Annotated in this window: 12 protein-coding genes and 1 pseudogene; 3 read left to right on the top strand and 10 right to left on the bottom strand. The window is 34.3% G+C overall.

Annotation, left to right across the window (positions count from 1 at the left end):
- Positions 1-51 precede the first annotated feature (51 nt).
- The 4 genes and pseudogenes from ACFFIT_RS03135 to ACFFIT_RS03120 form a co-directional block, all read right to left on the bottom strand.
- Positions 52-453 (bottom strand): VRR-NUC domain-containing protein, encoded by a 402-nt coding sequence (locus ACFFIT_RS03135; protein ID WP_385876188.1) that lies wholly within the window; start codon positions 451-453, stop codon positions 52-54.
- Positions 454-504: 51 nt separating this feature from the next.
- Positions 505-693, bottom strand: coding sequence for a hypothetical protein (locus ACFFIT_RS03130; RefSeq protein ID WP_385876187.1), 189 nt, complete (start codon positions 691-693; stop codon positions 505-507).
- A 37-nt stretch (positions 694-730) separates the two neighbouring features.
- A pseudogene (locus ACFFIT_RS03125) lies at positions 731-1,902 on the bottom strand (IS3 family transposase).
- Between the two features lie 79 nt (positions 1,903-1,981).
- Positions 1,982-2,122, bottom strand: a complete 141-nt coding sequence (locus ACFFIT_RS03120) for a hypothetical protein (RefSeq protein ID WP_385876186.1) — start codon at positions 2,120-2,122, stop codon at positions 1,982-1,984.
- 641 nt (positions 2,123-2,763) lie between these two features.
- Here ACFFIT_RS03120 and ACFFIT_RS03115 point away from each other — a divergent pair.
- Positions 2,764-6,438, top strand: a complete 3,675-nt coding sequence (locus ACFFIT_RS03115) for a hypothetical protein (protein ID WP_385876185.1) — start codon at positions 2,764-2,766, stop codon at positions 6,436-6,438.
- Between the two features lie 1,056 nt (positions 6,439-7,494).
- On the top strand, positions 7,495-8,286 hold the full coding sequence (locus ACFFIT_RS03110; protein ID WP_385876184.1) for an IS1634 family transposase: 792 nt from the start codon (positions 7,495-7,497) through the stop codon (positions 8,284-8,286).
- A gap of 504 nt (positions 8,287-8,790) precedes the next feature.
- Here the strand turns inward: ACFFIT_RS03110 and tnpC are convergent.
- The 3 genes from tnpC to ACFFIT_RS03095 all read right to left on the bottom strand — a co-directional run bounded on the left by tnpC (position 8,791) and on the right by ACFFIT_RS03095 (position 10,961).
- Positions 8,791-9,600, bottom strand: a complete 810-nt coding sequence (gene tnpC, locus ACFFIT_RS03105; protein ID WP_385876193.1) for an IS66 family transposase — start codon at positions 9,598-9,600, stop codon at positions 8,791-8,793.
- A complete protein-coding gene (locus ACFFIT_RS03100) occupies positions 9,591-9,890 on the bottom strand; it encodes an IS66 family transposase (protein ID WP_385876183.1) in 300 nt (99 codons plus the stop codon). Before ACFFIT_RS03100 ends, tnpC begins: the two co-directional genes overlap by 10 nt.
- Before the next feature lie 390 nt (positions 9,891-10,280).
- A complete protein-coding gene (locus ACFFIT_RS03095) occupies positions 10,281-10,961 on the bottom strand; it encodes an ankyrin repeat domain-containing protein (RefSeq protein ID WP_385876182.1) in 681 nt (226 codons plus the stop codon).
- A 623-nt stretch (positions 10,962-11,584) separates the two neighbouring features.
- Here ACFFIT_RS03095 and gstA point away from each other — a divergent pair.
- Positions 11,585-12,205: a glutathione transferase GstA gene (gene gstA, locus ACFFIT_RS03090; RefSeq protein WP_385876181.1), complete on the top strand. Its 621-nt coding sequence runs from the start codon at positions 11,585-11,587 to the stop codon at positions 12,203-12,205.
- A 454-nt stretch (positions 12,206-12,659) separates the two neighbouring features.
- Here the strand turns inward: gstA and ACFFIT_RS03085 are convergent, their stop codons facing one another.
- Genes ACFFIT_RS03085 through ACFFIT_RS03075 form a run of 3 tightly spaced genes read right to left on the bottom strand, consistent with a single transcriptional unit; the run spans position 12,660 to position 14,857 of the window.
- A complete protein-coding gene (locus tag ACFFIT_RS03085) occupies positions 12,660-13,397 on the bottom strand; it encodes an amino acid ABC transporter ATP-binding protein (protein ID WP_385876180.1) in 738 nt (245 codons plus the stop codon).
- A gap of 28 nt (positions 13,398-13,425) precedes the next feature.
- Entirely contained in the window at positions 13,426-14,100 is a 675-nt protein-coding gene (locus ACFFIT_RS03080) for an amino acid ABC transporter permease (protein WP_385876179.1), read from the bottom strand.
- A 1-nt stretch (position 14,101) separates the two neighbouring features.
- On the bottom strand, positions 14,102-14,857 hold the full coding sequence (locus tag ACFFIT_RS03075) for an amino acid ABC transporter permease (protein WP_385876178.1): 756 nt from the start codon (positions 14,855-14,857) through the stop codon (positions 14,102-14,104).
- Positions 14,858-14,942 lie beyond the last annotated feature (85 nt).

Genomic DNA, 14,942 nt, shown 5'->3' with positions numbered 1-14,942 from the left:
ATTCAATTTAACAAGGGGATGATTTTAAATGCTGATGAAGCTGGCAAAAGTTTAATCTCCCCCTGATCTAAGAGACTCATTTTTAACCAAGATAATATCAGGCCTCCTGATCCCTCTAAATCCTCGCATCATCGCCTTCTCAAGCGCCGGCATGGCAAACGGATTACTTGAGTGGGGGAGATTATTTTTAGGGTATTTTTTCCAAGAGGCTTCACTCGTTGCTAACATCGGGATGGGCGTCGGATAGACCATGGAAAAAATAACTTCAGCCTTATAAGGCCATAAGTAGTCTTGATTATATTCTTCAATACGAATGAGCCCACTCATAACGATTTGTTTTAGATAGCGTGCGGTACGCTTAACAATGATTTCTTTAGGTAGGCGCATTGCGAATTCTGCTTTTTCAGCGAGATACCATTGATCTTTCAAATCTGGTAACTCAACGCGCTCCATCGTGCATTTTATCGTGGTTATAGCTGGGCAGATATTAGTTTCAGTCATGTTTCACTCCTTAAATTCCATCACACGCTCGACTTGCTGATTATCTGAGGCCCGATAATACTGTTCTTTTTTGAGTGGGGGATTTTCAGGGCGAGTGAGCGCAATATTTTCTTCTTGTGGGGTGTATGCCATCTTCGTTCGTCCTAGCTTATCTGTTTTACCTGAAATTACTAATCCACTATCAAATTTCATCGTATAAGGTTCATTCACTATGTAGTGGTCAACTAATTTAGGACACTTTCTTAGAGGTTTCCCAAAATAATTGCTTTTTTCTATTTGGTGTCAGGCCACAGTTATAACTATGGGGCCTGACACCACTGTAATACTTTACGGTATAATTCACTATATCTTGATTAGCTGCCGTTAAATTATCATAGCCAAGTTTTGGTACCCATTCAGTTTTAAGGCTCCTAAAAAAACGCTCCATAGGGCTACTATCCCAACAGTTTCCTCGCCTTGATAGACTCTGCTTGATTTGATATTTCCAGAGCAGCTGACGAAATTGCTTGCTTGCATAATGGGTGCCTTGGTCGCTATGAAAAAGCATCCCAGTAGGTCTGCCTTTTGCTTCAAAAGCCATGTTCAACGCTTTACATGTCAGATTGCTGTCAGGTGATTTTGACATCGCCCATCCAATCGGTTTACGTGCAAAAAGATCCATCACTACAGCGAGATAGGACCAACCTTGGCTTGTCCAAATATAAGTCACATCTCCAAGCCAGACTTGATTTGGCTCAGTGACAGCAAATTGTCTATCTAAATGATTCGGAATATCAACATGTTCAGTATCTGCCAAATTGTATTTGTGTATTAATGCTTGCTTACTGATCAATCCCATTAATTTCATTCGCTTATTAATGATATAGCGCGAATAACGAATGCCATCTGAATGATAAATCATATCCGATATGCTTCTTGCCCCAGCGGAGCCCCGACTCTCAATGAAGGCTTCACTTATCAAACTGCGTAATTCAACCTCTGTTTTATTAATAGCACCAATGCATTCTCGCCAGTAATAATAACTACTGCTATTGGCGTTAAATACTTAACATAATGTGTGTACTGGGTAGCTTTGCTCGAGTTTCTTGATTATCAAGAATTGTTCAGCGTGTCTATCATGAGCAAAGCTGAAGCCTTTTTTAAGATTTCATTATGTAGTTTAAGCTTTGCGATTTCTTTTTTAAGCTTCTGTATTTCAACTAGTTCTGGAGATATCGCTGAACCCGATGCTACCTTGCCATTTTGTTCATCTTTATACTGTTTAACCCATTTGCCTAGTCCAGATAAACTCACATTCATGGCTTGAGCCGCTTCTTGTACCGAATGATTGTGCTCAGTCACTAATTTGACATATTCAAGTTTGAATTCAGTACTAAAAACACGCCTTGTTTTCTTGGTCATAATTTTACCCTCATTATTTAATGATACTCATTCTATCACCTCTTAATGAGTGTCCGAAATCAGTATACCAGTACAATTTTTAGATTTTAGTTAAATCATCAACATGAGGTACTTTGTTTTCATCACCTGCTTCATAAACATAACCACTATTGTTATTATTATCGCAACCCACAATAATAAAAAACAAGCTTATATAAATATTTCTTTTCTTAAAAAACATATCATTCCCCTTTATTTTTTTATCTTGAATGTAAATTGATTCAAATACCTAAACAAAATGTTAACAACCCCTCATTAAGGTTTTATTAAAGTTTTAGCTTTATTGTAAAAAATGATTTTTAAGGGGCTCTTTATAAAATAAAAACCACTAACATTTTTTGTCTATACAAAATATAACAAAATCGGCTTATCTCAATTGTTTAATTTCTTTAAATTAATTTATCATATTAATCAATCATTAAAGTTTTTTAGAAAGCACTGTTGCATTGCTTTAGTTAATTAATATGCATAAAAATTTAAATTAATGCCATACAGTTGATTTAAGTTAACAATAATATCTTTCTCTGGAAATAATTGATAAAAATATTACTGTAAAGTTAAGAAAAACCATCCCTTTTTTTTTGTAAGTTTTATGATTTAAACTAAAAGAAATTAACTTATGCTTACACAATCAAAGCAATTCAACCTATTGAATAAAAAGAATTTTTAGCCAAAGAAATAAAATAATTACTTGGTAAAATATTACTATGTTAGATTATCCGGATTAATTATATTTAAATTTTATTTGACTATAAGCAAAATTAACTAATTTATTACATATTTATGTAATCTTAATGCGTATTTCATTTTAAAAGGATTTATATGAAGAGATCTTGGATTCTACTCTTAATTTTATTTTTACCGCTGACTGTTTTGTCAGAAATTCAATTAGGAAACACATTACAAACAAAACCGATTATCGGCCATCCACCCTATATCAAATCGATAGGTACCCATATAAAATCCAATAGTTATTTATTTGATGCAAACATGAATGCACAGTTGATTGCTGGTAGTGAGATAACTATTCCATTTTCGTTCTGCGAAGGCAACGAATCAAAATCGGAAGATCGCAACTTTTTTATGCAGATTGACCATGATGGAGACTCTTGTGACATAAATAATTCAGATCTAACTTGGTATCTATTAGAGCCTAAGTTAGGCGATTGGACATTAGTTAATTCTTGGGACGATCTGTTTACTACTCCAATTGCATCAGACACATTAGCTGAAAATTCAGTGGATAATTTTTTTGAAATAAATAACTCCAATGATTCTATTTCCTCTTTTGATTCTACTTTAATTATCCCAAAATTTGCTGAAGGAAAACGGATAGGTTTTATCTATACTCCAAAATCTAAAACAGGACTTCCTAGTAAAGGTCAAGAATTAAAATATTGGGATTTAAACTATTTTTTTTCTCAAGAACCCTCACAGCCAGGAGATAACAAACCTTTAAATAATCAAGGGATAAAAGGCGAACCAATAAAAGATTATTTTTTTCAAGAAGTAAAGCAAACACAACAAAGACCTGAAATTAACAATTTAAAATTAACAGGTTTATTCGCGCTAGGTGAAAAAATCGAATTAATTTATGATGAAGTCCCAAATACAGAAGAGCCTTATGATTTTCAAATACGTTTCTGGTGGGGAAATAAAGGTACAACGGCTAGTAAGGCTACTTTTGATGATCCTGATTTTTCTTTATCACCCTTTTCATTACCATTAACTCAAGATGATCTCAATCGGGTCATTGAAGTTTCAGCTCTTCCAATTATTTTTAAAAATGATTTATATAATGTCGGTATAGCAAAAACAATTGATACAGAAAACATAAATAATGAGCTTTTCAAACAGCCTAGCATTGAAGATCTTAAAATCATTGGTTTTCCTTTCCCAGATGAACAATTGATTGCTTCATACCAATTCAATGATGGAGGACGAACTAATGCGATAGATAAATCTGAATATCATTGGTATCATTTAGACAAAGACAATCAAATACAAACTCTTGGAAAAGGCATTATTGAATCCAGTGGCAACATCCCACCAATCCGTATACCGATGAATAACTTTGTAGGTACTAATATTGCTTTAGATGTCACTGCGGTTGACGATATTGACAGACGAAATACTCCAACGACAAAAGAGATTAAAGTTCTTGGCATAAAAGAAATAAAATTAAACTATTCTTCTATCGATTGGATCATAAATCAAAATACACATATACAACTTCAAGCTGATATTACCTTTTCAAATGATGAAAAAGAAATCAATACAACAAGAGGAAGTTGGACGAGCAACAACAATAAATTTAAGATTGATAGTGCAGGTAAATTAACTGTCTCTGATGATTTACAAGATAAAGATTCAGCTACTTTAACCTATACCATATTAGACAAAAAAGCAGAAATCCAAGTAACTGCTATGTTACCTTTTGCAGCGATTAAAGAATTAAAAATAACATCAAATCAAGCACTATTTACGCCTGTTGAGGCAACCTATGTATTCGATTCTAGAGGTTATGATAATCTAGAAGATAATTCAGCTTATCGTTTATATGTGATTGAAAATAATGGACAGGAAAAAACATTTGAAAACTCAAAAGTAGTAACACCTGGCAAGATCAAAACAGATTGGACTGTTAATATTGAATCTAGTGGACAACTTCTTTATTTAGAAGTAACAGCTATCGATCAAAATAATACGCAAGGAGAAAAACAAACGGTCTCATCAATGTCTGATAAGCTAGATTCTATTAATAGCACTCCTAGTCAACTTGCCTTTTATACCGGAATAAATGAACAAAAAGCGTTGAAGATAAATGGTAATTTTACTCATACTAATAAAGATATCACTGAATTTGGCCAGTTTACCTCTACACATCCAAGTATTACAGTCTCAAATAAAGGAATAGTAAATTATGCAGGTGAACCAAGAAATGCCTTTTCAGCTGAAATCATATTTACTATTTTAGATAAATCTTTGCGAATACCTGTTAATGTGGTACCTGTGGACCTATCAATCTCAGATATTAAACTAGAAGGAGATGGTAAATTAAATAGTACTTTATCAGGTTCTTATAAATTTTCCCATAATTCTTCACTAACTATTGAGGATCGTTCGGAATATCGCTGGCTATTTAAGACCATTAATGGAACACTACAGGAATTGAACAGCGGAGTAGTCTCGACATCTGGAAAAATTCCACAAAGTCCACTGATCACACCAGAACATGCAGGAGGAGAATTTGTGCTTGAGTTAATACCTAAAGATCAATATGGAAATACCGCAGACACTATAAAAACAAATTTTGCGTTAGAAAAACTGGTAAAACTTTCATTCATACCTGAATCACTCAATTTACTTGTGGGTGATACTCAAAAGACAGAAGTTGCAGCAGTTGGGCTTTATTCATTAGGTAGTGAGTATAGAATAAATACTTATGGCAACTGGGTATCAAATAATGCAAGCATAATAGTGACTCAGCAAGGTGAGATTTCCCTGAATCCTCTTCATCAAGGACCTCTTTCAACATCTGTCACCTTCTCAATTTATGGACAAAGTATTCATTTACCAATAATTGTCTTCGATTCAAGGAATAAGGTTAGTATAGCCAATCTTATCTTAAACGGGAATGGCAAAATAAATACTCAAATTACTGGAACCTATAAGTTTGAAAATAATGGTAATGAGAACTTAATAGATCAGTCAAAATATCGTTGGATACATAAAGATGCAAAAGGTATTGAAACTATTATTTCTGAAGGACAAATAGTACAATCTGGCATTGTACCTGCCAGCCCTCCGGTACTCGCCAAATATGCAGGCGGTTATTTCATTTTAGAATTAACCCCTGATTCTCAATACTCTTTGCCCGGCGAATCAAAAAGAATTGAAATGCCGTTGGAATATTTCGTTGATATTCGATCCGATAGTAAATCTATTGTATTATATGTTACAGATTCTGAAGCAAGGCAAGCGAATGTTTATGGCTCTTATTCTTTAGGAACTGAAATATTAATTAATGAGCTAGGAACATGGTCGGTTAATACGAATTATATTATAGTTACGACATCAGGCCTGATAAGTAAGAACCCAAATGTCATTGGGCCAAGTTCTTCTTTGATCACTTTTAGTTATCAGGGAAACAGTGTTGAAATTCCAATATTTGTTTTGAAAAACCAAATTGGAGTGACAAATATAAATGTCCCTGCATTTGCTTCTGTAGGCCAGGTGATAAATGGTACTTATACTTTTGATAATGGTGGCGTTGATATAATTAAAGATCAATCATCTTATAGTTGGTACTATATTAATTCTCTTTATCAATTAGAGCTTATAAGGGGTAACATACCAACTTCTGGAGTTATTCCACCAAGCCCACCCGTGAAGGCTGAACATGCAGGAGGATATTATAGAATCGAAATACGTCCTGCAGATCAATATTTAAATAGTGGACAACCTAAATCCATCGACATTCCAATTTCTTGGTAAAAGTTTAAAACATGGATTCCTAATAATGTAAATATAAGGGCATTTTGATATTTAGGATGCCCTTATAAATTTTATTAATCTGTCCGCTTGCATTTTTAACGAATAAGATTGAGAATTTAAACTTTTAATTTTGTAGGCAGTTGAAATTTCTCAGAAGCCAACGAACAAACTAAATAAACATTCGCATGCACTTAGGGCTAATTAGCAACTAATTACCGACCAAGTTTATGATTAGGACATGATTGAATGCCTAATTGAAATAAAATACTATTACTACCTCGTTCTTGATGGGGTCTAGCTACCCATTTAGTCAAAAAATTAAAGTTTTTCTATAATTTCATTCTCATTTTCATCACCCGCGCAGTTAAAATAATGCCTATAAAATTAGGTAACCAGTTAAGTATTCGATCTTGAAACTTTGTAGTTAAAAATCATAATACCAACCATCAACTCAAACGAAAAACCAGAAGCACTTGATTGAAAATGATAAAACCCTGTTTTTTTACAATGATTTTCCACTCTTTGGATAGTTTGCATTCACTTTTTTATGCTACAGTATGATTTTAACTCTTAAAAAACTCTGATTGCCACCTTGGCCAATATGATTCAAGTATCTTTTGTGTGCTAAAATGATCTAGTGGAAGATCGTCACTAAATATGCTATGTTTTTGTCTTTTCTATCACTCAAGTTGATTACCTTAAATGTTTCATCAATCTTTCCTCATTTAACTGTTAGAACCACTTTTTTATCTTGACCATTCTTGAGTGTGTTCAGTTTTACAACAAAGGTTCAGCTACTCTAATCTTTAAGATAAGTAATAAAAAAATTAATCGCTTATAAAATCCTGCTAATGACTAAATAAAAGCATAATTCTGCAAAAAATCATAACGAGGCAAAACGAGTTGCGGATTGATTTTTTCACCGTTAATCTGACATTCTGCGGTTCAATAAATGATTAATTAACATGTTTTTTTGTGAATTACATCACATTTTTAGTTTAAGTTATTGTCATTATGATCAAAAAGTGATCAATTGTGACTTTTTGGATGGTGATTATGAATTTCGATAATGTAAACGTGTATGATTATGGGCATCTAGGATTAGTTGCTGGTTTTATTAAACAGGTTGGGTTAATTGACTACATTGATCATGTCATCCCTAAAACTAAGCCATACCATGTCTGTCATGGTCAAGCAGTTGCAGCGATGTTGCTTAATGCACTAGGATTTCATTCTCAAGCCCTCTATTTAGTTCCTGAATATTTCTCTGATAAGCCTATCGATTTACTGATTTCGCCTGGTATCTATAGTAAACATCTGAACGATGATGTGCTGGGCCGAACCTTAGATACTGTTTTTGATTATGGCGTCTCTTCACTCTACAGTGAACTTGCGATTAAAACGCTTAATACCCTAAAAATTCCCCCTAAAGCGATCAATCTTGACTTCACTAGCTTCCATGTCGATGGGACTGCTTACAATGACAACACGCCTGGTGATACTGATAAATTCATTCGTATTGTCCAAGGATATAGTCGAGATCATAGACCTGAACTTAACCAAGCCATTGTTGCTTTAATCACTGAAAATCAAGCTGGGATCCCAATATACTTGGAAGTACTCAGTGGCAATGCTGAAGATAAATCGACTTTCCAAGATATCATTAAATCACAGCTAGATTCATTAAAAGCTGCTGAGAATAGTCAACATTTAATTGCTGATTCAGCGCTTTACACTAAAGCGACTATTCAGTCTTTGAATGAGAAAAATCGATACTTTATTACACGTGTGTCTTCAGTTTCAAATGATGCTAAAGCGGTCAATAACCGTCCAGACTTAACAGCCTAATATGGACTTCTTCCAATTGGCAAGAAAAAAATGAGATTTTTAACTAAATTCGAATGCTTCCATATATTCGGCTTCTTTGTAGGCTATTTGAGCCTGAGCACAGGATGAAATTCGCACATGAGGTCTTATCAATTTGACGGCTTTATTGCTAGGGAGCCTTAGTCTTAAACAGATTTCTCTCATGTCGGTTCGAACAGTTAATCAGCTTATCTTTTTATGCAGAATCTGTTGGATTGTCTTTAATATTTACTTCTTTTTTATAGCAAAAAACTTCACTTCTTTTAATTTTATCTTAGTCGTGGTGACCTTAGCTTGATAAGGTCACCACGACTAAGAACCCTGCGGGAGCATTTGCTTTAACGCGCGTCATTTAGGTTGCCTCCTTAATCGTCATCTCACAGCGATACTCACTATTTTTACTCAAAATAGCCCATACCGTTCTCGCCGTTTTTTTAGTCAAAGCGACCGCTACGACATTTGAGGACTTTCTCACTAGTAGAGAATTTAACCAATTTGCTTTGCGCCCCGTTTTCTTTCTTCAGGTGTTAGGAGTTTTAATTTATCCTCAATCTGATAAAGTTTAGCACTTTCATTAATAAAATATTGAGCAAATGGATACGGTACGACTTTAACTATTTCAGCAAATTTACAACGGACATCGGTAAAGCAACCTGCTTCAATAATCGATTCATATTTATCAAACAGGGCTTTATAGCCAGAGTAATCGTCCACGACAAGTTTATCCTTGAAGGTTTTTAATATATTTTGGGCGTGTTTACCCTCACGACTGTCAGTGCAATCATAGTAGATGATGCGCACATTAGAATGTATGCTAGAAGCATAAGCCCAGATGTAGCCATGAATAATAGAGCTCCCTCGCCGATTATCTAAGATATTGAGGCGAGTTTCGTCGGCATGAATGACTTCTTGCTCAAGGAGTAATATCTTGAGTCTTTCAGCGAGAGGTGCAAGTGCATTTACCACTGCAGCTACCCAATCTGATAAGGTACTGAGTGAAAAATCCACTCCCATAGTTTTAAACAAATGTTGCTGCCTATAAAGGGGCAAGTGGTAAATGAATTTTTTAGCAACAATCTCAGCAAGCAGGTTATCAGTTGGAATGCCTTTATCAATGATTTCTGCAGGCATAGGCGCTGCGACTAAAGTTTGACAGCAAGTGCAGGTGTACTTAATGCGCTTAGTACGAATGATAATAATTTTAGCAGGAATAAAATCAACTTTTTCAGAAATTGCTTCACTGATAGCCGTCATTTCACTAGAGCATGTTTTACAGGTTTTATCCTCTAAATCAATAATACGTTCTTCCCTTGGTAAATCGGGATTAATGACTTACGACCACTTGATTTTTTTGGGGGAGTACTCGACTCAGCTTTTTCAGTCGCACCCTCGGAGGCGTCTGAAGGTGCTTCAGTAGAATCACATGAGTGAGTACTTTCAATAAAAGAAGCGAGCTCAGAGAACTCTTCTTCTGAAAATAGATTGAATTGTTTATCATTCACTTCACTTTTACGAACAAATGTTTTCATCATCATTGCTTTGAGTTTTTCTTCAGCAAAATTGTAGCGTTTGAATAAATCAACCACGAGTGCAATCAACTGCTCTTTAGGCTGTCAGTGGTGTACATTGTGATACTGGCGTTGCAGAGGTATCAATTTTGGATGCACTATTGATGATTTCATCCTCAACCACATCTGTGGTATGTACAGGAGTTTCTTGAATGGAATGGAATGAATAGATTTAGCTGACAAGGCCTTTTTTACATGATAGGACCAACACCTAAATGAGCTAAAATTGATATTATGCAAAGCAGCATAATCAGCCATTTTAAGCCCAGAGGTAGCACGCACTTCTAAATGCGAGATTTTTTCTTGTATTGTGTATTTTTTCATAAAGCATAATCCTCGATGGGTTGAAATTATGCTCAGTTTAGTGGATTTATAGGCTTATTCTAGATGCGTTGCTCGGATGCTTACTTAGCAACCATTTAATCCTGTTCTAAAATTAATTGCGCCATAGCGTAATAATAAATTAACTACATCTTCATGACCTTGAGTACATGCATAAGTAAGTGCATTATGTTGTTTTTGCTCACTAATTATATTAACATTGGCGCCATTAGCTAATAAAAATTTAACACTATCTAATCTTCCAGCATAACTGGCTACAATTAACATGGTTTCACCATCATCCTCAAGCTCATTGATATCCACAAAATCTTTTGAAAGAGAATAGATATATTCAATAATCTCTATATTTCCACCCATAATAGCTGATTTAAAAACATGTTTTACATCAGCATTATCAGTGGCTTTTAAACTAGCTCCGTGTTTCACTAATAATTCAACTATATCTTTATAACCAATAAATGCAGCCCAACCTAAAGCTGTTTGTCCGAGTGATGCCTCGTCTTTTACATCTATAGGATGTTCATTTTCAATAAGGTTTTTAACTTTATGATAATTTCCTTTTTTAACTGCATCAAACCAATCGCTGTAAGGTCCTTCAGATTTATTTTCATAAAAAATTCTGTTAGGGAATACCTTTTCATTTGCAATGACTTTCAATTCATTCATATTATATCTAAATGAATTGTCAGCCCATGAAGAAAATCCTATTAGCAATATAAATATGAATAACATTCCTTTTTTTTTCATGGCAAAGTCCTTTTCTCATTTTAATGGAATTAATTTTTAATATGAATAACATTAAATTAAATAATATTCAACCTATTATTTAATTTATTTTGTTTTTTTGTAAGTAAATCGACTTTTAAAATAGTATTTTGTAGATTTAGTCAATTAAAAAATGCAAGCTAGCCGTCATTCGTAAATACATAAGGTTAATTAACGATCAATTACTTACCAAGTTATTGTTTAACATATAATTTCATGCCCGACTGAAATAATGCAGTATTACTATCTCTTTCTGGGTGAGATCGTGCACGCCAACTACACAGAAACTTAAAGGTTTTCTCTATCCTTTTAACCTTATTTTCATCATCAGTTTCGCTGAAAATAATGTGCATAAAATTAGGTAACCAGGATTAATAGTTGACTATTAATCAACCTTAAATACATACCAATTAAGCTCTGCATTGTTCTTGCAAATGTTCTTTAAATAGAGTTAGTTGCAAAATTAGTTATGGACGATGCCTTGAACTTTATAAAATAGGCACCATATTAAGTATATGTAGTTCGTTTCTTTAGTAATTCTTTCTTTAATTGGTATTTTTCGGGTCGTAAGCTTTTCAACTTTAAACTAAATATAAGGATACATTATGAAATTATTTTATAGCGCAGGTTCTTGCTCTGTTTCACCACATATTGCACTAAATGAAGCTAATCTTCCATATACTATGGAATCTGTTAATCTCGCAACTAAGGTTATGGGAAATGGAGAAAATTATCTAGCAATCAACCCTAATGGTCAGGTACCAGCTTTGATGTTAGATGATGGTACATTACTCACAGAAGGCGCTGCTATTGTTCAATTCATTGCTGACTTAGCTAGTGATAAAAATTTATTACCTGCCGTGGGACAAATTAACAGATATAAGGCGCTTAGCTGGTTAAACTATATATCTACCGAATTACATAAAGGATTCTCTCCACTTTATAACCCAAGGACTCCTGAAGAATATAAAGCAATTGCAATTGAAAATATCCACAAAAAATTTGAATACTTAAATGCACATTTAGAAAAAAACACTTATTTATTAGGTGATTCTTATTGTGTAGCTGATGGTTACCTTTTTACCGTCATTAATTGGACGCACTTTTTAAAAATGGATATTTCTAAATACAGCCACTTATGTCGCTTCATGAATACCATGATGAAAAGAGATGCCGTGATAAAAACGTTAGAACAAGAAGGGTTAAATCTTCAAGATGTTTGGTAACATAAAAACTTTTCCAATTGATTATCGTGGATTTTTTTAAATTGCTCAATTAAAAAATAGCCTGAGATAGTGAGAGGTTTTATTGGAATGGTCTATTTTTTAACGGGCTTTTCAACCACTAATTAAACAGATTTAAAATTAGTCTTATAACAATATAGCTTTGTAGTATTTTAGAGATAATTGAAAAAAGTATTTAGATTTTCCTTTGCGAGCGCAAGATTTTACTTTTTTAAAGATATTTTCCATCCTATACTAATAAAAAGGTTCTAAATCAAATATTGCTATCGATTCAGGCACTGCTTAAAAGAGTAATTTTAAGAGGCTGTAATCATTATAATATTTCTAAGTAACCGAATTAAGGCTATAGCTTAATGTGCTGATTATTACAAACACGTAAAGCACTTACAGCATATTTTCAATAGCTGAAGTGCTTTTAACCAACGTTTAGCTGGAATTAATGATTGAGGATCTTAGACAAAAACTCTTGTGTCCTAGGAAGGCGCTTTTCAGGGTGCTCAAAGAAACTTGCGCTGTCACAATCTTCTAATATTTTACCCCCTACATCCATGAATATAATTCTCGAACCGACTTTGCGTGCAAAACCCATTTCATGCGTCACGCACATCATTGTCATCCCTTCATTAGCAAGTTTAACCATCACATCAAGTACTTCACCTACCATTTCAGGATCTAATGCTGACGTTGGCTCATCAAATAACATCACGATAGGATCCATAGCTAGTGCTCTTGCAATTGCTACTCGTTGCTGTTGACCTCCCGATAATTGTCCTGGGTATTTGTCTTTGTGAGCCTGCAGACCAACTCGTTCAAGATATTTTATGCTTTGCTTCGCAGCGTCACTTTTTGCTCGTTTAAGCACATGAATTTGCGCCAAACATAAATTTTCAAAAACAGTTAAATGTGGGAACAGTTCAAAATGTTGAAATACCATGCCAACACGACTTCTTAACTTGTTTAAATTGACGTTTTTATCATGTATGCTAACTCCATCAACAAATATCTCACCTTCTTGAATGGGTTCTAGTGCATTGATAGTCTTTATTAGTGTGGATTTTCCAGATCCTGAGGGCCCGCATACAACTACAACTTCTCCCTGCTTTATATTTAAACTGCATTGATCTAATACTTTGACTGAGCCATACCATTTAGAGATGGCATTTAAAGTAATCATAATTTTCTCCTTATAATTATCGTTTTAATTAACGAACAATTGCCATTCTGTTTTGATAATATTTAACAATTTGCGATAGTGTAAAACAAATCACAAAGTATACGACAGCAGCAAGTAAATAGGTTTCAATATTACGTCCATAGTTTTTACCTGCAAGTTCAAATCCTTTTAGTAGATCATAAGCACCGACTACATAAACAAGACTTGTGTCTTGAAACAAGATAATTGTTTGTGTTAAAAAAACAGGTAGCATATTTCTAAATGCTTGTGGGAGCACCACTAGACGCATTGTTTGTCCATAGCTCATACCAAGTGCTTGGCAGGCATGTACTTGACCGGTGCCTACTGATTTTATCCCTGCTCTCGCTATTTCAGAAAAAAAGGCAGCTTCAAATGCGATGAACGTGATGTAAGCAGAAATTTCTGCACCTAATGATCTGCCTATAATTAGCGGAACAACCAGAAAGAACCACAGTATAACCATGGGAAGAGGAATTGAACGCATAACATCAACATAGATCCTGGCCGGAATTGAGAGATATTTGGAATTAGATATCCGCATTAATGCAATTAAGGTCCCCAAAAATATGCCGCCAATTGTCGCGAATAAAGTGAGCCGTAAACTGAATAAAAAGCCTTTGACTAAATAATCATTGATAAATTGAAGCGATAAAAAAGAAAAATCCAAATTCAATTCAAACATACTAGTGTCCCCCTAAGCCAGAAGGAGATGCGAATCCAGGTATTTCAATTTTTCGTTCAATAAATCGCATCACAAGATACATACTCAAAGCACTGAACATATATAAAGCCGTTACCACAAGATATACCTCAACACTGTGAGAAACCTCTTCTTGGACTTGAAGTGCGAATTGAGTTAATTCAGCTATTGATACAGCAAAAGCTACTGATGAATTTTTTATTATATTCATTGTTTCAGAAGTAATAGGCGGAAAAACCACTCGAAAAGCAGCAGGCAGAATAACAAAACGATAGCTTTGGAATGTTGTCATGCCAAGTGCTGAAGCTGCATATCGTTGACCTGTCGGTCTTGATAAAATACCCGATTTAATTTGCTCAGCAAATCTGACTGAAGAAAAAAATCCTAATCCTAATACAACGAGTAAAAAACTCGGCGCTTCTTGTAATGCAGGAAACACCGCAGGTACTACATGATACCAAATGAAAATTTGGACCAGTAATGGGATATTTCTAAATAACTCAACATAAGCATTAGCAAACCAAGGAATAACTTTACGGTTAGGTAATGTCCTTAGTGTTCCTATCACTATCCCTAACATGAACGCAATTGCAAGAGAGCATAAAGCTACTGAAATTGTCCAACCGAACGCTGAAACTAACCAATCAAAATAGGTTTCCTCTTCTACGGAACGAAAACATTTTTCTGCAGCCTCTAGAGTAATGGTATCAAAACATAAGAAAGAAAAATCTAAACTCATCTAATCTCCTTGAATGATAAGTAAATAACTAATCAATTCATAAATTCATCATTTCATTAGAACAAAAACCCCCAAAACCTATCAA

The sequence above is a fragment of the Thorsellia kenyensis genome, from assembly GCF_042432445.1.
Classification (GTDB): domain Bacteria; phylum Pseudomonadota; class Gammaproteobacteria; order Enterobacterales; family Thorselliaceae; genus Thorsellia; species Thorsellia kenyensis.
This window is presented reverse-complemented; position numbering and strand designations above follow the sequence as displayed.